Raw genomic sequence first — 21054 nt, 5'->3', positions numbered from 1 at the left:
ACAACCGTGTCTGCGGTTCGACAGCCTGCGGTCTGCGGTTTGATAGCTTGTCTCTTTCAAGATACAAGGGGCGGGTTCAGCTAAGAGCACTCGCATACAAGCGAGAAGATGAGTACAAAACCGGCCCTCTCCCCATCTCAAAATAAACATACTTTCAAACCCCCTAAAAAAGCCCTATGCAAATCCCCCGGCTGCACCCAGAAACCATCGAAGAAGTCAAACAAAGAGCCGACATAGTAGACGTTATTTCCGGTCGCGTCATCCTGCGTAAACGCGGCAAAGAATTCGTCGGATTGTGTCCCTTTCACGACGAAAAATCTCCTAGTTTTACCGTCAACCAAGCCAAACAAATGTACTATTGTTTCGGCTGCGGCGCAGGAGGAAACGCCTTTAAATTCCTCATGGAATTAGAGAAAAGATCCTTCAGCGAAGTTGTATTAGAACTAGCTAAAAATTATCAAGTACCAGTCAAAACAGTCGAACCAGAACACCGACAAGAATTGCAGCGCCAAATTTCCCTGCGCGAACAACTATATGAAATCTCAGCACTAACAGCCAACTTTTACGAACACGCCTTGCGGCAAACCCAAGGAGAAGAACCCTTAGCATATCTCAAATCCGATCGCCAACTGGGCGAAGAAACTATCCAACAATTTCAACTAGGTTATGCACCCCAAGGTTGGGAAGCACTTTACAGTTATTTAGTAGAACAAAAAAACTATCCAGCGCAATTAGTAGAACAAGCAGGATTAATTGTACCGCGCAAATCAGGCGGCAGCGGTTATTACGATCGCTTCCGCAACCGCATCATGATTCCCATTCGCGACACCCAAGGCAGAGTCATCGGTTTCGGCGGCAGAGCTCTCGGCGACGAACAACCAAAATATCTTAATTCTCCCGAAACAGAACTTTTCGACAAAGGCAAAACCTTATATGCTTTAGATACAGCCAAAACAGCCATTAGCAAATCCGATCGCGCGATCGTCGTAGAAGGGTACTTTGATGCGATCGCACTGCACGCCGCAGGCATCTCCAACGCCGTAGCATCCCTCGGCACCGCCCTGAGTTTAAACCAAGTGCGACAGTTATTGCGGTACACAGACTCCAAACAAATTATCCTCAACTTCGACGCCGACAAAGCAGGAAATCAAGCAGCAGCGCGCGCCATTGGAGAAATAGAAAAACTCGCCTATCAAGGAGAAGTGCAACTGCGGGTGCTCAACATTCCCGACGGCAAAGATGCCGACGAATACCTCAAAACATACTCCCCAGAACAATATCGAGAATTGCTCGAAAATGCTCCGTTGTGGCTCGATTGGCAACTGCAACAAATGCTCGTCAATCAAGATTTGAAGCAAGCCGATACTTCCCAGCAAGTCACAAAAAAAATCATTAATTTACTAACCAATATTACCGACGACAATCAGCTAACGCATTATTTACAAAAATGCGCCGAAATCCTCAGCAAGGGAGATTCTCGACTCACCAAAATGCTAACCGAAAACTTGCTAAATCAAGTAGTCAGCGATTGGGCAAAGCGGCAAAATCAAGACGAATCTTTAACAATGCCCCTGTTAATTAGAAACAAGCTGAAGCCGAACAAACAATATAAAAAGCAGCGTGCAACCGGCGAAAACAAAAACTCAAAATCAAGCTTATCTGCTGTAGCCCGCAGTCTTTTAGAAGAAGCAGAAGCGCAATTATTGCAGATTTATTTGCACTGTCCCGAATACCGCCAAGAAGTCAGAGAAGCAATAGAAGCTAGAGACGTGCAGTTTAGCTTGTCTCACCACAGATTTTTGTGGCATCAGATTGTGAATGCAGAAATATTGCACAAAATGTCTTTACAAGTAGCGCCTTCAGAGTTAATATTGAAATTGCAAGATAGTTTCATTGAATATCCGAATCAACTAAATCAAATCTCGCATTTATTTCACTTAAATGAGTTCTCAGAAAGAAACGTTTATCGCGCACCTCTAGTCATTAGATCTGCCCTCGCCTGTATCGAGCAAATAATTAGCATGAAGCGCCGCCGAATTGCACTCAATATGTGGGAAAAGGCCAAGGCCGCTAGCAGTGGCGAAGAGGCTATAGAATATCACCAACTATTCTGTGCTGAACAAGAATGGCTCAAGGAATTAGAGCGGCTACGTCAAGTTAATTTTTACGATTTAACATCCGTGCCTTGGGGCTAAGGAATGAAGTCCTTACTACAAACCAGTTCGTAGTAAGGAATGCCAGTTTTTTCTCTAACCAGCCTTTCCTATCATGTCCGTTGAATGACCCGCCATCAAATTATGTCGCCCGGTGGGGGCGGGTTTATATAGATTGTTAGTCTACATGATAGATTGTTGGTGAAACCCGCCCCTTGTATCTTAAAAGAGTCAGGCGATCATACCGACAATCAGTTGATCGTACCGACAATCAGTTGCTCGTACCCACAGGCAAAGCGATCGAGCCGACAAGTGGGCGATCGTACCGACAATCAGTTGCTCGTACCGACAGGCAAAGCGATCGAGCCGACAGGCAAAGCGATCGAGCCGACAGGCAAAGCGATCGAGCCGACAAGCAAAGCGATCGAGCCGACAAGCAAAGCGAATCTAAAGAAACAAGGAAAGTTTCGTGCAAATGGTTCTGTAACAGCAGAAAGTGTTCTTCAAGGACATCAGCAATCGGTGAAGTTGGCCCGCCCCGAGTGACTAAACAAGTCTGTTGTGTAGATAAGCTCCCATTACTGATGACAGGCGCACCAAGCTGGACAGTATCTTAGGCTCTCGGCATTGTCGGGAAAGCCTGCATTCACAAGGTTAGTTAATTATTGCCTGTCACGTTCTTTCATAAATCGGAGTACATCTGGAGCTAAAAATGACATCAACAGTCTTAGGTATAGACATCAGTAAAAAAGACTTTCATGTCTTATTACTGAGCGAAAGTCGTGCGACTAAACCCAAAAAGTTTACCAACAATACTCAAGGTTTTGAGAGTTTACATAACTGGCTCAAACAACAAAATGTAGTAGAACTCCATGCTTGCATGGAAGCTACTAGCATCTATGGAGAAGCCTTAGCCGAATTCCTCTATGGGGCTGGTTTTCAGGTCAGTATTGTCAATCCGGCTCGGATTAAAGGGTTTGCCAAAAGCGAACTTCTACGAACTAAAACTGACTCCGTAGATGCGGCATTAATTGCTCGTTTTTGTGCGGCAATGAAACCATCATTATGGACACCTACAGCGCCGGAAGTCAAGGAATTACAAGCTTTGTTACGACGGCTCGAATCAGTCACAGAAATGGCTACTCAAGAGCAGAACCGTTTGGAAACAGCTACGCCAACTGTTGCTGGGCTTACCCTTGCACATTTGGAGTACCTAATCATGGCAACAAAAACTGATCAAAAAACTGATTAGCGACCATTTTGACCAACATCCACATTTAAAACAACAACGTGACCTTTTGACCTCAATTCCCGGAATTGGTGAACAGACGGCATCCGTATTGTTAGCGGAAATTCGTGATGTTTCCGATTACAACAATGCCCGTCAATTAGCCGCTTATGCTGGTTTAACTCCCTGTGAACGCAGTTCTGGGACTTCGGTTAAAGGCAAAACTCGTTTGTCCTGCACCGGTAATGTCCGACTACGAAAGGCATTGTATCTGCCTGCGGTAGTGGCGATGCGTCACAACCCGTTACTCAAAGCTATGAGTGAGCGATTATTGGGTCGTGGCTGGCGTCAAAATGCAGGTGATTGGTGCTTTGATGCGGAAATTGGTCCATTTGGCTTTTGGGATTTTAAAATCCCAAAAACCTTTCGACCCCAATTATTTACTCGCTACCCCTTGACAGGTCAAGACAGTATCTACAAGTATTGTGGTTAATTCAACAAACCTGATATCAATAGTCGCAAAAAAGAGTTTCGCGAGTATCTCTCCCTGTCACCGGATTAGTACCTTTTGCCACTTTACAAAGTTTTTCTATCATATCGTCTCGCAGCAGTGTCTCAGTAAAATCTGCACCGTCAATGATAGCTCCTTCCAGCCTGGTATTGTAAGCGAAAGCACCCTCAAGGATAGCATTAGTTAAATTTGCTTTCATCATGCGAGCCAAATCTAAAGTCGCACCTGTAAAATTCGCGCCTTCTAAATTCGCTTCTTCCAGATTGGCTGCAAAAAAGCTGACGCCGCGCAAATCTGCATTGGTAAAATTGCTGTTGCGAAGATTAGCTTTATTAAAACTGTCGTCAGTCAGAACTTTGCCAGTAAAATCAGCGCCGACTAGGATTTCTTTGTCGTGATCCAAAGCGAAAGCAGGTGCGGGATTAATGCCGATCGCCCCAGCGGCAATTACTGCTAAAATAACAAAACTCAGCAAGAAAGTATAAATATGTTGGCGAATTCGAGAAATCATCATACAAGTTCAAGCTAATGGGCAGTCGTGACAGTCCAGAATTGAATTCTACCAGAAAGCGCGTCAAGCGTAGCTATCCCGTAGGGAATCCCCCGTTAGCGACGGCCCACTCCAATTCCCCCCAATCCCCAAACTCTCGGGATATCGGCACATTGGGAGAAAACTTAGTCGCCGACTGGTTGCAGCAGCAAGGCTGGGAAATCCTGCACCGGCAGTGGCACTGTCGCTGGGGAGAGATTGACATCATCGCACTCGGAAGAGATGAAGAAAGCGCAAAAAACCGAGGTCTTCCCAATCACACCTCCCCAACATTAGCATTTGTAGAGGTGAAAACTCGCCGCCCGGGAAATTGGGATGCTGGTGGAATGTTGGCTGTTACTACCACAAAACAAGCCAAACTTTGGCAAACAGCAGAAATATTTTTAAGCACTCATCCAGATTTAGCGAATAATTATTGTCGCTTTGATGTCGCTTTAGTCAGGTGCGAACCTTCACAACAAAACCCAAAGCAAATATTACCACCATTAACAGCAGCGAACTCTCAATCTGCCGTTGCAGGAAACTACCGACTCACCCTGCAAGAATACATTCCCTCGGCTTTTAGCAATTAAAAATATATAATTAAAATTTAGAGGGTAAAATCTCAAAGCAATGCCACTAGGTAATTTTTAATTGTTAACTTGCCTAGGCTGTCGCGCATTTCTCTCTTGAGCTTTAACGGAGCTGAAAAAAGCGTTAAATCTTCTCCCGCTTTCCCTTCTCTCCCTCTCCTGTTCTGTCATCACAGTTAATTTATATGCGTAGCAATCTAGGCCAGAGTTTCCGGGCAATATCCGAGACCTTTGACAAACTGCTGGCGAAACGCTTCAATTTCTTTGCGGTCAGGGCTGCCGTGACAAACCACTGCCACCTGGTAGCGGCGCATCACGCTCAGTGGCGACTGTCCGGTTTCCAAACTCCAAAGCGCCATTTGCAAGCGAATTTCAGGATCGTAAGGAATCCCGAGTTCGTTCATAAAAGCCCGAAAATCCCCGTGCATTTCGGGAGTTAAATATTGGCTCATTTTCACCTTTACCACCCAGCCGTCAATTTGGTGAATAACAGTGATAAATTGCAAGGGAAGATGATGAGCCGTGCGTAGGTAATCCACGACTCTCAGAGTAAGGCTAGTATTGGCGATGTAGTAGAGATATTCCATAACGATCCTTATGAGCCTTATGAGCAAAGCTGATGCTATACCTCTATCGTCGCGGACTCTACCCGCCACCACAAGGGGAAAAGCACCCGACTTTGGATGGGGGTTTTTACCCAATTTGTTACATAGTTGACAGATCGATCGCACAGGAATTCACTTGATGACAGAGATGGACTGGTCTTTGGACGGCTACGACTACGAACTCCCGCCCTCGCGCATTGCCCAAAATCCCGTAGTGCCGAGGGACAGTTCTCGCTTGCTGGCTGTAGATTCTCCCAGCAGCCACCAACACCGGATTTTTAGGGATTTACCCGATTTGCTGCAACCAGGCGACTTGCTCGTACTGAACAACACCCGCGTGCTGCCAGCGAGGCTCTACGGGCACAAACCCAACGGCCCGGCTGTGGAGATATTGTTGATGGAAGAACGGCAGCATAACTGCTGGCTGGCTTTGGTTAAACCGGGGAAACGTTTAAAGTTGGGAGCAAAAATTGAGTTTGATCCCCTCGCCCCTGCCTGTGAGGACTCGACTACAGCTCCTTGCTGTTGCCTTCCCGATGCTACGATGGCCGATCGTCGTCGATTGACTGCAACAGTTATAGAGAGGGACGACGCAACAGGGGGACGGCTGCTGGAGTTTGACATCCCCACAGATGAGAATCTGGTGAAGTTTTTGGACGAATACGGCCACGTACCCCTGCCACCCTACATCGAAAATTCCCAAGCTTCAGCGGAACAGTACCAGACTGTTTATGCCGATCGGCTTGGGGCCGTGGCTGCCCCCACAGCAGGCCTGCACTTCACCAAAGAATTGTTCAGCCGCTTGGAACAGCGGGGAATCGAAAAAACTTTTGTCACCTTACACGTCGGAGTAGGGACGTTTCGCCCGGTGGAGGTGGCAGACGTGACGGCTCACAAAATGCACGGCGAATGGGTGGAAGTACCCCCCGCCACCGTTGAGAAAATCCGGGAAACTCAAGCCCGAGGCGGGCGGATCATTGCCGTGGGTACAACAGCAGTGCGAGCTTTAGAGGGAGCTGCCGCCGCGAGTGGCGATTTTTCCTTGCAACCTTTTTGTGGCCCGACCACTTTGTTTATCTACCCTGGTTACAAGTGGCGGGTTGTAGAGGGGATGATTACCAATTTCCACTTGCCCCGCTCTACTTTGATGATGATGGTAAGTGCGATGATTGGAAGGCCTCGGCTGTTGGATCTGTACCGAGAAGCGATCGAGCAACAGTACCGCTTTTATTCCTTTGGCGATGCCATGCTGATTTTACCGAAAAATGGGTTTAAAGCCCCGTCCTTCCAGGACGGCTTTGATTAATTATTGGGGTTCAGGTAGCTGTTTGATATAGTCATTAATCAATTCAGCTACAGGCACTCCTTGCTTTTGAGCTATCCGAGCAATCTTGTCTTTCAACTGCTTTGTCGTTCTGATATTGATTCTCTCAGTCTTCATGGCAACTTATCCCATTTGGGTGTACACTAAGACTATGCCACAGGTAGAGTAACCGCCGATACACATGAGACACCAAGCTCAAACGACTGGTCGGAAAACAATAATGGCTAGTGGGTAGCGAATGCCACGAATAAAAACAGCTAGGTTAACCAACGTAAACCAAAACCAGACAAGTCAAAAAATAAAGATTAAATGTACCGTGGGGCACACGGGAACGTGAGAAGTAATTCTCAAACGCTTGGGGAGACAAAGCCCTCTGGGGTTATCTAAGTTAGGCTCGATGCTTGGTTCAATCGGACGGGTATTTGGTTTAAGTATTGCCGCAAGGATAGATAATTTTAAGGTGGGTCGCTGAACCAAGAATCCTCGTACCTGATAGTCGAGGAGTGTCAACAACAGCAAAAAAGGATTGATCGATCGGGCATCGGGTTCGCCCCATGCCCGGTATTCCGTTTCTATTCTTCCTCCTCTTCTTCATTGCCGGGATACACAAAGCTGTTGGAACGCCCAGTCAGAACAGATTTGCCCAGAGACAGAGCTTTCTGAGCTGCCACGACAGCTTTGCGCTTCCATGTGGCCTTACGCATATTCTTCTTGGATTTGGAGGTTTTCTTCTTAGGGACTGCCATGACGCTAAATAGTTTTTGCTTGCTTATATAGACAAACAAACATTCTAGCCGATTTTGCCAGCAATGCTTACTCGAAAAACCGCAACAACTGCTGGGCCAGCAATATCAAGTAGTAGGGTGCGGAGCGCGATTAGCTTCTGGAAAAATAGACAAAATCCCCTAGGTAACGCACCCGCAGCAGCTAAAGTTCGTGAAAGTGGTAGATCACGACGCCAGTTACGGCATCGTTCTCGATACTCACATAACCCGTTTTGAGCATTGCCGTGAAAGCCTCTTCCACTTCAGCAAAAGTAGCGCCGGTTGCCATCACCCCTTGGGTGACAGATAATCTTCCGTTTTTGGTATAAGCTGCCTTCAGGAGTTTAACCCCTAACTGGTCTGGAGTTTGCTTGGGATATGTCGCGGCGATCGCCCCGCTGGTGGAAGATAGCGGTATACCTTGGGGAGATACGCCGAGCTTGCCCCTGAGACTGGCATTGTGTTCGTCCACCATGTTCGGTAGCAGCAGCAAGTCAAACAATTGCCCGAACCCAAATAACCCAAAGGTACACAGCCACAGCAAACCCGTGGCAATCTTGCCGTTATAGAGACGGTGGAGTCCGAAGGGGCCGAAAAAACAAGCAGCCCATAACAGGTAACTAACACCTAAATTGCTCATTTTATGACCGTCCTGCCTGATTATTCTAAGAATTGGAGTCCCTCTATACATTTTGTACTTTCTATCTGGTGTTTGAACAGTTTGACACCAGCAGATATTTGTGCATTGTCCGAAGTTATTGGTTATTTACTACCAATGCCCCATGCCCAATGCCCCATGCCCCATGCCCATGCCCCATGCCCCATGCCCATGCCCATGAGTAATTTTGCGTAGCAATTCTTAACGCCAGCAACATATTTTCGGGGCCGAGAGCTTGGTAAACTGGAGGGCGTGGAAATTTAAGCAGCTTTGACCTGGATGCCACACAAAGCGCCAAAGTGCGCCGCACAGCGCTGGTAGGAGATACAAGGGCGATCGCCCCTTCCGATACCTCAAACGAGCGAGCAATTATAAGCAAAAATCCAATAAACATATGGTAGATTCCCTCAAAAAACCAGCTTTTGCAGAACAGCAAGAAGCGAAAACCCCAGCCAAAGAAACTATTCTCACGCCGAGATTTTACACAACAGACTTTGACGAGATGGCCAAAATGGACATCTCGGTAAATGAAGCCGAACTCGAAGCAATTATCAAAGAGTTCCGCGTTGACTACAACAAAACCCACTTCGTGCGGGATGCCGAGTTCGATCAATCTTGGGAACACATCGACGGCGAAAAGCGCAAGTTATTCATTGAATTCCTCGAACGCTCTTGCACCGCTGAGTTTTCCGGCTTCTTGCTCTACAAAGAATTGGCACGCAAGCTCAAAGACAAAAATCCGGTACTCGCCGAAGGTTTCTTGCTGATGTCCCGCGATGAAGCGCGACACGCCGGATTCCTAAATAAAGCGCTGTCGGACTTTGGTTTGTCCCTAGATTTGGGTTTCTTGACAAAGAGCCGCAGTTACACATTTTTTAAGCCGAAGTTTATTTTCTACGCCACTTACTTATCCGAAAAAATCGGTTATTGGCGCTACATCACGATTTATCAGCACTTGAAAGCGCATCCTGAAGACCAGATTTATCCAATTTTCCGATTCTTTGAAAATTGGTGTCAGGATGAAAACCGCCACGGAGATTTCTTCGATGCGGTGATGAGAGCTCAGCCTCAAATGCTGAACGATTGGCGCGCTAAGCTGTGGTGCCGTTTCTTCTTGCTGTCGGTATTCGCGACAATGTATCTCAATGATATCCAGCGCGGTGGTTTTTATCGATCGCTCGGACTAGATGCTCGCGAATACGACATTGAAGTGATTAAAAAGACGAACGAAACAGCAGGCCGCGTATTCCCCGTCATGCTCGACGTGAACAATCCAGAATTTTATGAACGCCTGGATGTTTGCCTCAAGAACAATCAGCAGTTGACAGCAATTGTTGCTTCTAATACTCCGAAATTCTTGCAGTTATTCCAAAAATTGCCTTTGTATCTGTCGAACGGCTGGCAATTAGTGAAGCTGTACTTCATGAAAACAATTGAATCACCTTCAGTACAGGGCGCTGTGCGTTAAGTTTTGATTTCTCATCCTCTGTGACGGCGGCTCTGCGACAAGCGGAGCCGCTTTTTTTTGGGTATAATGTTAGATTAGTTTTCGTGGGCGGGCGTGCGATCGGGTTGGCCACAGCAAAGGTTGTACCATTTGACAATTTAGACTTCGGCGTTAGCGCTCAGTCGAAAGATTGTAGATTAAAGAATAGGGAATGACTGATGACTATCAAGGTTGGGAGTACGGGCCTACAGTTGCATTATTTTTTTTAATGGGTATGAAAAGTCATAATTATAATTGTTACGCTATTCCCTATTCAATATTTTTAAATTAGCGATCGCCCTCAAATCTAGCATTTACTATTTACTGCTGTTTTATGAAAATCAACAAAAAACAATTCAACAGATCTACTTTAGTTTTTTGCTTAGGAATGTTCGCTGTTTTTCTCCTATCCTTAACTCTACGCTTTTGGCAACTAGAGAGATTTAACACTCTAGTATTTGACGAAGTTTATTACGCGAAATTTGCCAACGATTATCTCACAAAAACTCCTTTTTTCAACGCCCACCCGCCTCTGAGTCAGTACATAATTGCGATCGGGATTGCGATCGGCACTCACCTGCCCTTCGGCAAAACAGCCGTCAACAGTCTGGCTGGCTCCCTGCTTTCCCCTTGGGATTACCGTTGGCTGAATGCACTCACAGGCTCCTTTATTCCCCTAGTTGTCGGAGCCCTGGCTTATCAGCTAGTTCCGCGCCGCACCTTTGCTTTTATTGCTGCTTTGTTTGCCGCCTGCGACGGTCTATTTTTAGTGGAGTCTCGCTACGCGCTGAACAACATTTATCTAGTTTTGTTGGGAATTTTAGGTCAGTTATTTATTTTAAAATCCGTAGAAGCAGAAGGCAAAAAGCGCTGGCTTTGGCTGGTACTCGCCGGAATAGGTTTCGGCGCATCTGCGGCTATCAAATGGAACGGATTATGGTTTCTTTTCGGTACTTATCTAATTTTAATCTGTGCTTGGGCAGTTCGTTTTATCCAGGGTAACAGAGGAAATGAAGAACAAAGCCGCGAGGTAGATTCACCTTTAATTCCTGCCGAAAGTCCCGTACAAAAACTGACTAAACTCAATTTTATAGAACTTTGCTTGAGTCTAGCTATTATTCCTATTCTAGTTTACAGCATCTCTTGGATTCCTCACCTCCACTTTAATCCAACTCCCAATTTCTGGCAGATGCAAACGGAAATTTTGACTTATCACCAGCGGATTAAAAGCGGGCCCGACGTGCATCCTTACTGTTCCACGTGGTACAGTTGGCCTTTGATGCTGCGCCCCATAGTTTACTTCTACAAAACTGCTAGCAGCAATGCCCAACCAGATCCGGTTTTGCCACCTTTACCTGAAGGTGTAACTCAGGCAACTTTTGACGTTCACGCAATGGGAAATCCATTGCTTTGGTGGCTGTCAACCTTAGCTTTATTGCTAGTAATAGGAGTTTTAGTTCATCGGATTTTGGTGTGGCAGCAAACGCGCAGCGAGGCTTCTGTTGACACGATAGAACAGCAGCGGCCGATTTTGTTTCCGCCGACTGCTGAAATGTGGCTGGCGTTATATTTAATAATTAATTGGGCCGCTAATTTGCTGCCTTGGGTGAAGGTGACTCGCTGCATATTTTTGTACCATTATATGGGCTGTTCTGTGTTTGCAGCTTTAGCACTTGCTTGGTGGGTTGACAGGTGGCTGCACAGCCCTCAAACTCGACTCCGAGGGATGGGGGTAACAATTATTTTTCTGGTTGTGGGTGCTTTTATTTTCTGGATGCCTATCTATTTGGGACTGCCTTTGTCGCAAATGGAATGGAAAATTCGGATGTGGCTGCCGTCTTGGGTTTAAGTTAGAAATAATTATTTTATTAACGGGTTCTCCGGCCCGTTCCACAATAAAGTTAAGTTTTGTGGAACAGGCATCTTGCCTGTTCCTAACAAAGGTGCAAGATGCCCGTTCTACAAGAAAATTAAGTTTTTAGGAACAGGCATCTTGCCTGTTCCTAAAAAAGGTGCAAGATGTAATTTATAACATTTATTACCAAGGGGAGTTTGCAAAAGCGAGCATTATTTTTGATACAGTGCTCGATAAACTGGTTCGCCTCGTTTTTGAGTAGCAATTTCTCTTTCCGTAGCAACGGGTAGGGGATTTTCTGCTAGCCATTCCCCGCCATTTTGACGCTGAAAACTGGGATGAGATGAAAAGCGATCGCACATTTCGACTTCTACTTCCTCAATATCCGATTGAATAAACACTTCACCGCCAACAGCCAGATAAGTAGCCAACTCGCTGACTAATTCCTGCTGTACTACCCGCCGTTTGTGGTGCTTTTTCTTGAACCACGGATCGGGAAATTGAATGCTGACTCGCTGCAAAATACCAGCGGGTAAAGTTTCTAAAATTGGCTTCAGGGAACTATTCGCATTGCAAAATAAATAGTGCAAATTTGTCAAGCCTTTTTCATCGCGCCACAGATTCGCCTCATCTACCAGAGGTTCCCGAATTTCTAATCCGAGAAAATTCCAATCTGTTTGGATTTGCGCCATATGCCACAAAAACCTTCCTCTACCGCAGCCGATATCTAGATGCAGCGGTAAATTTAAGTCCGCATAGATTTTAGTCCAGTCCGGCGCAGTGGCGGATGTTCGATATCTCATGGATAGGGGATTTACGTGTTCCCGAACTCTAACTCTTCCCAATTTTGATGTCTCCTGAATGTAGTTTTTAACCGTTGATGAAGGCAGATAAATATTGATTTTTGCGATCTTGTCTAATACTTTTTAATTAATGAGCGATTAAAAATTGCAGAGGGACTATTTTTAATTGCTCATTATTGCATTAGGCTTCTGGTTCAATCCCTGCTGCTCTTAATTGTGCGGCTAGTCTTTCCGATCGCTGCCTTTCCCTTTCTACCATCTCTGCTCCCCACAATAACATCTCTCCGCTTTCATCCCACCAGCGCAACCAATATCCGGTTCTTTCGGCTTTTGTCCCGTACCAAGCGCCCAGAAATAACCCAACTCCTGCAATCCAATAACGATTGTTTGCATCCGGCTGCTGTACTTCATATCTTCCTGATGAATTCAGCCGATACACTTCTAGCAATCCTGCCGCAGGTTCAAAAATAGCATAGATTGGTACTCGAAGTATTTGCTCGTAAAAAAACCATTTTCCGGGGGGTAAAGTTGGTTTACTTGAATATTCGTCGTAGTGATTAGCTGATAAAAACTCTAGGACGATATCGGGTATTTCTCCTTCTAAGTTTGGGGTGTAACTGCGACGAATTCCTGGAGCCACCAACGGCTGGACGTTGCGGGCATAAAACCAATCGGGGGCTTTGATAACTAGCTTGCCGTTTAATGTAGCGCAAACACCCATATTTGAGGCAATTAAGATATGTTCTAAAATTAATCCCGCGATTTCTAGGATTTCGCGCAAGGCTGCGGCGAGTAGCGGTTGGTCGATATTTCCCACAGGTTCCTCGTCTAAAATGAAATCGTCTGGCAATTTTTCCCAGGTAATTTTTAAGTCGGCTGTACTGACTGTCACGGTATTTTACCTCTTGCTAAGACTGCATGAGCGCGGTTTGCAATACTTCTTTATGAAAGAGCGCTCGCCCTACAATAAATTTTATCCTTTCTGGCGATAGTGCGTCGCCGCTGGCGTAGTGTTCGATCCAGATTTTGCTGATTAAATAGGGATCTTCTGGCAATTCTGATAATACATATCCCGGCATTTCTAACTCATCCATCAATTGAGTTACTTTGGGATCGTAGCTGAGGGCAAAACAGCGGCATTCTTCCGATGCTGCCATAATTAAACTGTGGTAGCGCATCCCGATCGCCATTTCGACTCCCCGGAATAGTCCTTTCAATTTTCTCGGATCGTCTAAACTAAGTATCTCACTTCGTTTCGGCAGAGCTTCGTGCAAATGCTTGGCAATTTCTAAGTCGCGAGATGCTTGAAAAGGTAGCAGTAAAATTAAGGTTCTGGTTGCTTTTTGAAAGTCAACTAAAGCTTGAGTTAGAATTGACAATCTGGCGGGAGTTAATGTAGGATGGGAACGCAAACAAACTGCAACTCTGGGCGCTGGTAAATTCCACAAACCGGAGACGGGGGAATTCTCTAAAGCCCACACGGGATCGGGCGCTAAAGTGAACGGAATTTGCCAATCTGCAAGTAAGGTAGCTGAGCCTTTATCCCGCACGCTGACGGCGGTGCATCCAGCAAAACAACGCTGAGATAATTTGCGGGTAATCTCTCGATTTAAAGGCCCAATTCCCTGGGCCCAAGCAACTGTTTTTAAGCCCATTTGTTGCGCTAGTCCCATTAAACCCCCATAATAGAAAGGGCTGAAAATGCTGGTAGCGTCTTGGATTAAACTGCCGCCTCCCCAGATTAGCGCGTCGGAGGTGCGGAGTGCTTCGAGAACTTGAAACGCATTCATCCGATCGCGCGCAGCTACCCCGTACCGCTGATTTGTCTCGACAGGATTTCCAGACAGGACGATCGGCGTCACCCCATCTGGTAACATTTGCAGTAGCGATGCCAACAGCGCCTCGTCGCCACCGTTGCCTTTACCGTAATAGCCGCACAAAATTGCTCGCATTTCTACTCTTGGTTTATAATGGGGAATCTAAGTATTACAATATCTAATTGTTGCGGTCGATCCGTAAAATATTTTAACAGTTAACAGGTAGGGGCGGTGCCCCCGTGCCCGCCCTCAACAGTCAACAGTTAAAAGTCAACAGTTAACAGTCTTAAACAAATAAATACATATTTTATCTTCCCCGTTCTCTGTTATTTTAGAATACAAAAAATGCACGCTTTGTCAATTCCCACCTGGATTATTCACATCTCTAGCGTCGTCGAGTGGATTGCGGCCATCTGGTTAATTTGGACTTACGGCGAAGTCACTCAAAACCGAGCTTGGTGGGCCCTTTCCGCCGGAATGCTGCCTGCTCTAGTCAGCGCTATGTGTGCCTGCACTTGGCACTATTTTGACAACTCCCCAGCCCTAGAATGGATCGTTACCCTGCAAGCAGCGATGACTCTCATCGGCAATTTTACTCTGTGGGCGGCGGCTTGGTGGATTTGGCGATCGGCTCAAGCAGCAGAGAAAATTCAAGATTAAAAGAGGTATCAAGTCAATGAAAAATAGCACTTTTTGGGCAACATTTACAACAATTTCCCTCGTGTTAGCAGGCGGATTATTGCAGGAGAGCAAAGCCAGCAATAATTTCCAAGAAATCGCCCAACAGCCTAACTGTAAAAGTCCTCAAACCACGCTAGACATGAATATGTGTTCTAGTCAAGAGTTCAAAGCAGCAGACACCAAGCTCAATCAATTATATCAGCAACTTCGGGCCAAACTCAACAGCAAACAGCAGCAAAGATTGACGGTTGCACAGCGTAGTTGGCTCAAGTTTCGCGATGAAACTTGCAGCTATGAAGCCGGACACTTTGAAGGCGGTACTTTGGCGACTCCTGTCTACATTTCTTGCAGAGCAAAAGTTACACAGCAGCGCGTTAAAGATTTAGAAGATTATTTGAAACAAGCAAATTTGTAAGCAAATCTACAGAATTAGCTATTAAATTACCGACTTCTTCTGTGAGATGTTGCACCTGTGGTAAAAATCGGTTTTTCGATCTAAAATATAGCATTCAAACCTATATATTTCGTTCAAAAAACCAGTTTTTGTACGTTACCGATGCTGTAAAATAAAAAATCAATTTATCTTTCTCAACGGCAATAGTGTACAATCGAAAGTCTAAAAACTAAAAGCTAAAATCTCAAATCGCCATGTCCTTCGTTGGTTTGCACATTCACAGCGATTACAGCCTCCTAGATGGCGCTTCTCAGCTACAGCAGCTCGCCGAGCGGGCGGTAGAATTAGGGATGCCCGCGATCGCCCTTACAGACCACGGAGTGATGTACGGCGCGATCGAACTCATCAAAGTTTGCCGAAATAAAAACATCAAGCCCATAATTGGCAACGAAATGTACGTCGTCAACGGCGACATCGAAGTCAAAGTTAGAGGTAGAAGAAAATACCATCAAGTTGTCTTAGCCAAAAATACCCAAGGCTATAAAAACCTCGTCAAACTCACCACAATTTCCCACTTAAAGGGAATGCCAGAACGAGGTATTTTTGCCCGCCCCTGCATCAACAAAGACCTACTCAAACAATACTCCGAAGGTTTAATTGTCACCAGTGCTTGTTTGGGTGGCGAAGTTCCCCAGATGATTCTACAAAACAAGCTAGATACAGCGCGCGAAGTTGCCAAATGGTATAAAGAAGTATTTGGGGATGACTACTATATAGAAATTCAAGACCACGGTTCCCAAGAAGACCGGATGGTAAATGTGGAAATCGTCAAAATTGCCCGCGAATTCAATATAAAAATAATCGCCACTAACGATTCTCACTATATTTCTTGTAACGACGTAGAAGCCCACGATGCTTTGCTGTGCATCAACACCAACAAACTGATTGAAGAAGACAAGCGGATGCGCTACAGCGGTACAGAATATCTTAAGTCCGCTGACGAGATGGCGCAACTGTTTCGAGACCATTTGGACGACGAAACCATCAAAGAGGCGATCGAAACTACCCTAGAAGTAGCAAACAAAGTATCAAGATACGAGCTAACAGGAGAAGCGCGAATTCCCACAATTCCAATTCCCCCAGAACATACCGCCGATACCTATGTAGAAGAAATATCTTGGCTAGGACTATTAGAACGCCTCAAAAGCCGCACCAGAAACGAAATCCCCCCAGTCTACAAACAAAGACTAGAATATGAGCTAAAAATGATTCAGCAGATGGGGTTTTCTGAATATTTTTTAGTAGTTTGGGACTACATGAAATATGCTAGAGACAACAATATTCCCGTCGGGCCAGGACGTGGTTCTGCGGCAGGTTCTTTAGTTGCTTACGTCCTCAACATTACCAACATAGACCCCGTACACCACGGATTGCTGTTCGAGAGATTTCTCAATCCCGAACGTAAATCTATGCCAGATATCGATAGCGATTTTTGCATAGAAAGACGCGACGATATGATTAAATATGTTACGGAAAAATATGGCACAGACCGCGTAGCACAAATTATTACTTTCAACAGAATGACATCAAAAGCTGTCTTGAAAGATGTTGCTAGAGTGCTAGGAATTCCCTACAAAAAAGCCGACGAAATGGCAAAAATGATTCCCGTGTCGCGGGGGAAACCGGAAAAACTCAAAGTGATGATTTCCGAGGGAACACCGGCACAGGATTTTAAAGACAACTACGAAAATACAATTTGCATAAATGCAGAAACTGGCACCGAAGTTCCAGTGCGTCAGTGGATTGACATGGCAATTCGCATTGAAGGAACTAACAAAACCTATGGCGTTCACGCGGCCGGTGTGGTCATTTCTTCCCAACCCCTTGATGAAATTGTACCATTGCAAAAAAATGACAATGGTGCTGTGATTACCCAATATTTCATGGAAGACTTGGAATTTTTGGGGTTGCTGAAGATGGATTTTCTGGGACTTAAAAATTTAACAACTCTCCAAAAAACAGTCGAGTATGTTAAGCAAACGCAAGATATAATTATCGATGCCGAAGCCTTACCTTCTGATATTGAACGCAGAGCTCAAGAGACATTTACTAGGAACAACAAGTTACCAGGTGATGTAGCAAAAACTTATCAACTCTTAGAAAAAGGAGATTTGGAAGGTATTTTTCAGCTAGAATCTTCTGGGATGCTGGATGTAGTAAAAAAAATTAAACCTTCCTGTCTGGATGATATTTCTTCTATTCTGGCGCTTTATCGTCCCGGCCCGCTGGATGCTGGTTTGATTCCACAATTTATCGATCGCAAACACGGTAGAGAGGTGGTTAAATATGACCATCCGTTGTTAGAACCAATTTTAAAAGAAACCTATGGAACGCTTTGTTTCCAAGAGCAAATTATGCGGATGGCTCAAGATTTGGCGGGCTATTCTTTAGGTCAAGCTGACTTGCTGCGCCGCGCAATGGGCAAGAAGAAGGCTGATGAAATGCAGAAGCAAAAGGAAACATTTATTGATGGGGCAACTAAAAATGGTGTCACTCAAAGAGTTGCCGAAGAGTTGTTCGGACAAATGCTACAATTCGCCGAATATTGTTTTAATAAATCCCATTCAATGGCCTATGCCTATATCACTTACCAAACTGCTTATTTAAAGGCAAATTTTCCTGTAGAATACATGGCTGCACTGCTGACTGCTAACAGAGGCGATCAGGAGAAGGTACAGAGATATATTGCTAATTGTCTCAAGCTGAAGATTGACGTTGAGCCCCCTGATATTAATGGCTCTGAACTTACTTTTACGCCGCTTCCTACAGAGATGACAAAGGCCGAAAGACATAAAATTTTGTTTGGAATTTCGGCGGTTAAAAATGTGGGTGAGGGGGCTATTGAAAATATTTTGGAGGCGCGCCAAGAAGGGGGTAAGTTTAAGTCGCTGCCGGATTTGTGCGATCGCGTAAATTTACATTCTGTCAACCGCCGCGCCCTAGAAGCCTTGATTCAGTGTGGTGCTTTTGACAAAATCGATCCCAACCGCCAGCAATTGGTAAACGACCTCGAAGGGGTGATGAAATGGGCCCAAGACCGCAAAAAAGATCGAGAAAGTGGTCAAGGTAATCTGTTTGACTTGTTAGGTGAAAATAGCTTTGATAAGTCGGCGAATAAATTTGAGTCTGCACCAAAATCAAAGACTGTCAAAAATTTTGATACACAGGAAAAATTGCGTTTAGAAAAAGAATTACTGGGTTTTTATGTATCAGAACATCCCCTCAAGTTTCTGCTTGAATCTAATCAAGATCCAGATGTTGTGACTCTGGCACAGTTAGCCGATAAAAAGGGTAAAGTATCGGTTATTGTCATGCTCAATGCTATCAAAATGGTAGTGACGAAAAAAGGCGATGCGATGGCAATTTTGCAATTAGAAGATTTGACACATCAAATCAAAGCTGTTGTGTTTCCCAAGGCTTACGAACAACTGAAACCTTACATGGTAGAAAATGCGATCTTGCTAATTAGTGGGAAAATCGAGAAAGATGGCGAGGAAATTCAGATAATTGTAGACACTGCAAAGCCTGTAGAAAAACCAGAGGTTACAGAGGAAATCGAGGTGGCCCAACCGGAAATACAAAATTCTTGGGTGGCGCCATCGGAAACACAAAATTCTTGGGCGGCGCAACCGGAAACACAAAATTCTTGGGCGGCGCAACCAGTCAACTTTGCCCGATCGACAAAACCAGTGCAAGTTATAGAAATGGTGATTGTCAAGCTTACACCGCCGCAGGTGCAAGATACGAAAAATCTCAATTCCCTGAAAGCTATTTTGCAAGAACTTTCCAATCGTGGAGAGGATGCTAGCGTTTCTGTCGGGGGAATCGTTGTCGGTGAATATTCCTGTCAACCGCTTCGCATCAACCGTCAGTTGTGGGTACAAGATGGCGAGGGCGCTGTTAGCCGTCTCAAGTCGGCGGGATTTGATGCTTGGGTTTTCCCTCTCGACAATCGCGGGGATGCTGCGGTGTTTCGAGAAGTGCGATCGCAACTTAACATACATTCTTGGGCCAGTCGTTTACTTGACGCGGAGGTCGATCGCATTTCCCAGTATCTCAACTATCTCGCCCAACTAAACAAACGCCCGCCAAACTAACACCTCGTCGCCATCCCCACCGGTGACTAAAGTTTGACCATCAGGACTAAAAGCCACCGGATTGCACCCAACCAAACTGCACAAACATACGCCTGTTTGCAAGTTCCACAGTTTAACCGTACCATCTCGGCTGCCGCTAGCCACAATAGAGCGATCGGGACTAATCGCCACCGAAATAACCGCGTCAGAATGCCCGTTCAAAGTATTAATCAATTCCCCTGTATCGACATTCCACAATTTTAGCGTAGCGTCCGCACTACCGCTGACAATCGTCTTGCCATCTTGACTAAAGGCGATCGCATAAACCCAATCCGAATGACCCACAAAAGTCCGTACACTCTCCGCAATACCTACACGCCAAATCTTAATAGTTTTGTCCGCACTACCGCTCGCCAGAATCATACTTTGAGGGCGGAAACTCACAGATAAAACCTTGTCAGAATGTCCCGAAAGTTTTTGCACCAAAGCTCCGTTGTGCTGGTTCCACAGTTTAATACTCTTGTCGCCGCTAGCACTCGCAATTGCGCCTCCATCACAGCTAAAAGCCACCGAATATACGGAGCCGTACCGGTGACTGTAGGGCGAACCGTAATCGCTGTAAAACTCGCGAATCATCGCCTTTTTATCCAGCTTCCACTCAATAACTTTTCTGTCAAAACTGCCGCTAACCAGCATTCTCCCGTCCGGGCTGATAGCCACAGCATCAACCGTTGCAGAATGGCCGAAAAAAGTATGAATCAATTCACCGGTGTGCAGGTTCCACAGCTTAATTGTTTTATCGTCGCTGGCGCTAGCAATAATATTGCCTTGAGGATTAATTACAACAGCATTAACCGAGCCTGAATGACCGTGAAGAATGCAGGCGCAGTGCCAGTTACGAGACAATAATTTATGGTTGCTAGGGGCAGCAGTTGCAACGTGAATCTTGTGGAGCGGCGCGACAGAGACGGCGGTTGATCTATTTTGCTGCAAGTTAGTTACTGCCGAATTAATAGCTATTTTGGGTCGATAATTATAAGCGATTTGAGAACGGGGATATTGCCCGAAATGTACTAAGTCTTGCAGCACTTCAGCAGCGGATTGATATCGCTCTCTTACTGAATCTTTGAGCAATTTGTTTAAAATACTTATTAATTTTTTGCTGACTTTGATGCCTTTTTGCGCTAAGTGCGATCGCCAAATCCATTTGCATTCCAAAGCATCGAACAAATCATTCAGCACCGCCCCAGTCAGCAGGTGAATGCAGGTAACACCCAAACTGTAAAGGTCGCTCGCTGGATACGCCTTGCCACTGCGAATTTGTTCGATTGGCGCATAGCCCGCAGTTCCAGTTATCGTCCCAGTTTGCGCCTCAGAAAGACCGGTAATGTGCTTAGCAACTCCAAAATCTACTAGCACAAACTGACCCCCCCTGGCATTCCTGACAGGTGTAGGTTTTTTACGAGGGGGTAGTATAAAATCAATTAAACCAGGCGAAAATAAGGGTGATTCAACGA

At 45.5% G+C, this 21054-nt stretch carries 21 protein-coding genes; 11 read left to right on the top strand and 10 right to left on the bottom strand.

The features are described from left to right. The first annotated feature begins 176 nt into the window (after positions 1-176). The 4 genes from dnaG to QUA44_RS28160 all read left to right on the top strand — a co-directional run bounded on the left by dnaG (position 177) and on the right by QUA44_RS28160 (position 3874). Complete coding sequence (gene dnaG, locus QUA44_RS28175) at positions 177-2195, top strand: DNA primase (RefSeq protein ID WP_333253362.1); 2019 nt, start codon at positions 177-179, stop codon at positions 2193-2195. 159 nt (positions 2196-2354) lie between these two features. Continuing rightward, on the top strand, positions 2355-2699 hold the full coding sequence (locus QUA44_RS28170; RefSeq protein ID WP_333253360.1) for a hypothetical protein: 345 nt from the start codon (positions 2355-2357) through the stop codon (positions 2697-2699). Between the two features lie 166 nt (positions 2700-2865). Further along, on the top strand, positions 2866-3405 hold the full coding sequence (locus QUA44_RS28165; RefSeq protein WP_333253358.1) for an IS110 family transposase: 540 nt from the start codon (positions 2866-2868) through the stop codon (positions 3403-3405). Between the two features lie 46 nt (positions 3406-3451). Next, positions 3452-3874 carry an IS110 family transposase gene (locus QUA44_RS28160; RefSeq protein ID WP_333253357.1) on the top strand — a complete coding sequence of 141 codons (423 nt, stop codon included), beginning with the start codon at positions 3452-3454 and terminating at the stop codon, positions 3872-3874. 16 nt (positions 3875-3890) lie between these two features. On the opposite strand, the gene QUA44_RS28155 is transcribed toward QUA44_RS28160, so the two are convergent. Beyond that, complete coding sequence (locus tag QUA44_RS28155) at positions 3891-4406, bottom strand: pentapeptide repeat-containing protein (RefSeq protein WP_333253355.1); 516 nt, start codon at positions 4404-4406, stop codon at positions 3891-3893. Positions 4407-4420: 14 nt separating this feature from the next. Between QUA44_RS28155 and QUA44_RS28150 the strand changes: the two genes are divergently transcribed. Further along, positions 4421-5014: a YraN family protein gene (locus QUA44_RS28150; protein ID WP_333253353.1), complete on the top strand. Its 594-nt coding sequence runs from the start codon at positions 4421-4423 to the stop codon at positions 5012-5014. A gap of 197 nt (positions 5015-5211) precedes the next feature. Here QUA44_RS28150 and QUA44_RS28145 read toward each other — a convergent pair whose 3' ends face one another. Then, positions 5212-5601 carry a hypothetical protein gene (locus QUA44_RS28145; RefSeq protein WP_006632408.1) on the bottom strand — a complete coding sequence of 130 codons (390 nt, stop codon included), beginning with the start codon at positions 5599-5601 and terminating at the stop codon, positions 5212-5214. A gap of 157 nt (positions 5602-5758) precedes the next feature. Between QUA44_RS28145 and queA the strand changes: the two genes are divergently transcribed. Beyond that, positions 5759-6925 (top strand): tRNA preQ1(34) S-adenosylmethionine ribosyltransferase-isomerase QueA, encoded by a 1167-nt coding sequence (gene queA / locus QUA44_RS28140; RefSeq protein WP_333253349.1) that lies wholly within the window; start codon positions 5759-5761, stop codon positions 6923-6925. Here the strand turns inward: queA and QUA44_RS28135 are convergent, their stop codons facing one another. From QUA44_RS28135 to QUA44_RS28120, 4 genes are all read right to left on the bottom strand, one after another. Further along, positions 6926-7060: a hypothetical protein gene (locus QUA44_RS28135; protein WP_333135483.1), complete on the bottom strand. Its 135-nt coding sequence runs from the start codon at positions 7058-7060 to the stop codon at positions 6926-6928. Positions 7061-7515: 455 nt separating this feature from the next. Then, a complete protein-coding gene (rpmF, locus tag QUA44_RS28130; RefSeq protein ID WP_006632406.1) occupies positions 7516-7689 on the bottom strand; it encodes a 50S ribosomal protein L32 in 174 nt (57 codons plus the stop codon). A gap of 181 nt (positions 7690-7870) precedes the next feature. Next, positions 7871-8347: a TM2 domain-containing protein gene (locus QUA44_RS28125; protein WP_333253348.1), complete on the bottom strand. Its 477-nt coding sequence runs from the start codon at positions 8345-8347 to the stop codon at positions 7871-7873. Between the two features lie 115 nt (positions 8348-8462). After that, positions 8463-8759, bottom strand: coding sequence for a hypothetical protein (locus tag QUA44_RS28120; RefSeq protein ID WP_333253346.1), 297 nt, complete (start codon positions 8757-8759; stop codon positions 8463-8465). Between QUA44_RS28120 and acsF the strand changes: the two genes are divergently transcribed. Beyond that, entirely contained in the window at positions 8760-9833 is a 1074-nt protein-coding gene (gene acsF / locus QUA44_RS28115) for a magnesium-protoporphyrin IX monomethyl ester (oxidative) cyclase (protein ID WP_333253344.1), read from the top strand. A gap of 352 nt (positions 9834-10185) precedes the next feature. Then, positions 10186-11700, top strand: a complete 1515-nt coding sequence (locus tag QUA44_RS28110) for a phospholipid carrier-dependent glycosyltransferase (protein WP_333253342.1) — start codon at positions 10186-10188, stop codon at positions 11698-11700. A 218-nt stretch (positions 11701-11918) separates the two neighbouring features. Here the strand turns inward: QUA44_RS28110 and trmB are convergent, their stop codons facing one another. The 3 genes from trmB to csaB all read right to left on the bottom strand — a co-directional run bounded on the left by trmB (position 11919) and on the right by csaB (position 14461). Then, entirely contained in the window at positions 11919-12551 is a 633-nt protein-coding gene (gene trmB, locus QUA44_RS28105; protein WP_333090513.1) for a tRNA (guanosine(46)-N7)-methyltransferase TrmB, read from the bottom strand. A gap of 139 nt (positions 12552-12690) precedes the next feature. Further along, entirely contained in the window at positions 12691-13401 is a 711-nt protein-coding gene (locus QUA44_RS28100) for a Uma2 family endonuclease (RefSeq protein ID WP_333253338.1), read from the bottom strand. Between the two features lie 16 nt (positions 13402-13417). Continuing rightward, complete coding sequence (csaB, locus tag QUA44_RS28095) at positions 13418-14461, bottom strand: polysaccharide pyruvyl transferase CsaB (RefSeq protein ID WP_333253337.1); 1044 nt, start codon at positions 14459-14461, stop codon at positions 13418-13420. Positions 14462-14671: 210 nt separating this feature from the next. Between csaB and QUA44_RS28090 the strand changes: the two genes are divergently transcribed. The 3 genes from QUA44_RS28090 (at position 14672) to QUA44_RS28080 (ending at position 19558) form a co-directional block, all read left to right on the top strand. Next, positions 14672-14986, top strand: a complete 315-nt coding sequence (locus tag QUA44_RS28090; RefSeq protein WP_333253335.1) for a DUF2499 domain-containing protein — start codon at positions 14672-14674, stop codon at positions 14984-14986. 16 nt (positions 14987-15002) lie between these two features. After that, positions 15003-15422, top strand: a complete 420-nt coding sequence (locus QUA44_RS28085; RefSeq protein ID WP_333253333.1) for a lysozyme inhibitor LprI family protein — start codon at positions 15003-15005, stop codon at positions 15420-15422. Between the two features lie 233 nt (positions 15423-15655). Next, on the top strand, positions 15656-19558 hold the full coding sequence (locus QUA44_RS28080; RefSeq protein WP_333253330.1) for a DNA polymerase III subunit alpha: 3903 nt from the start codon (positions 15656-15658) through the stop codon (positions 19556-19558). On the opposite strand, the gene QUA44_RS28075 is transcribed toward QUA44_RS28080, so the two are convergent. Continuing rightward, positions 19535-21054 (bottom strand): WD40 repeat domain-containing serine/threonine-protein kinase (locus QUA44_RS28075; RefSeq protein ID WP_333276816.1); only part of this gene is annotated, 1520 nt, incomplete at its 5' end. The genes QUA44_RS28080 and QUA44_RS28075 overlap by 24 nt on opposite strands.

Origin of the sequence: Microcoleus sp. N9_A2 (assembly GCF_036701775.1) — a bacterium.
In the GTDB taxonomy this organism is placed as follows: Bacteria; Cyanobacteriota; Cyanobacteriia; order Cyanobacteriales; family Microcoleaceae; genus Microcoleus.
Note: the sequence above shows the minus strand (reverse complement) of the source record. Positions and strands in the feature narration are given on the sequence as shown.

What these genes read in the sequence shown, in the direction of transcription:
- QUA44_RS28155 (WP_333253355.1), bottom strand. Translation starts at nt 4,406, where the DNA reads ATGATGATTTCTCGAATTCGCCAACATATTTATACTTTCTTGCTGAGT.
- csaB (WP_333253337.1), bottom strand. Translation starts at nt 14,461, where the DNA reads ATGCGAGCAATTTTGTGCGGCTATTACGGTAAAGGCAACGGTGGCGAC.
- QUA44_RS28120 (WP_333253346.1), bottom strand. Translation starts at nt 8,759, where the DNA reads ATGTTTATTGGATTTTTGCTTATAATTGCTCGCTCGTTTGAGGTATCG.
- QUA44_RS28090 (WP_333253335.1), top strand. Translation starts at nt 14,672, where the DNA reads ATGCACGCTTTGTCAATTCCCACCTGGATTATTCACATCTCTAGCGTC.
- QUA44_RS28150 (WP_333253353.1), top strand. Translation starts at nt 4,421, where the DNA reads ATGGGCAGTCGTGACAGTCCAGAATTGAATTCTACCAGAAAGCGCGTC.
- queA (WP_333253349.1), top strand. Translation starts at nt 5,759, where the DNA reads ATGACAGAGATGGACTGGTCTTTGGACGGCTACGACTACGAACTCCCG.
- QUA44_RS28135 (WP_333135483.1), bottom strand. Translation starts at nt 7,060, where the DNA reads ATGAAGACTGAGAGAATCAATATCAGAACGACAAAGCAGTTGAAAGAC.
- QUA44_RS28165 (WP_333253358.1), top strand. Translation starts at nt 2,866, where the DNA reads ATGACATCAACAGTCTTAGGTATAGACATCAGTAAAAAAGACTTTCAT.
- dnaG (WP_333253362.1), top strand. Translation starts at nt 177, where the DNA reads ATGCAAATCCCCCGGCTGCACCCAGAAACCATCGAAGAAGTCAAACAA.
- QUA44_RS28110 (WP_333253342.1), top strand. Translation starts at nt 10,186, where the DNA reads ATGAAAATCAACAAAAAACAATTCAACAGATCTACTTTAGTTTTTTGC.
- QUA44_RS28125 (WP_333253348.1), bottom strand. Translation starts at nt 8,347, where the DNA reads ATGAGCAATTTAGGTGTTAGTTACCTGTTATGGGCTGCTTGTTTTTTC.
- QUA44_RS28080 (WP_333253330.1), top strand. Translation starts at nt 15,656, where the DNA reads ATGTCCTTCGTTGGTTTGCACATTCACAGCGATTACAGCCTCCTAGAT.
- QUA44_RS28085 (WP_333253333.1), top strand. Translation starts at nt 15,003, where the DNA reads ATGAAAAATAGCACTTTTTGGGCAACATTTACAACAATTTCCCTCGTG.
- rpmF (WP_006632406.1), bottom strand. Translation starts at nt 7,689, where the DNA reads ATGGCAGTCCCTAAGAAGAAAACCTCCAAATCCAAGAAGAATATGCGT.
- acsF (WP_333253344.1), top strand. Translation starts at nt 8,760, where the DNA reads ATGGTAGATTCCCTCAAAAAACCAGCTTTTGCAGAACAGCAAGAAGCG.
- QUA44_RS28145 (WP_006632408.1), bottom strand. Translation starts at nt 5,601, where the DNA reads ATGGAATATCTCTACTACATCGCCAATACTAGCCTTACTCTGAGAGTC.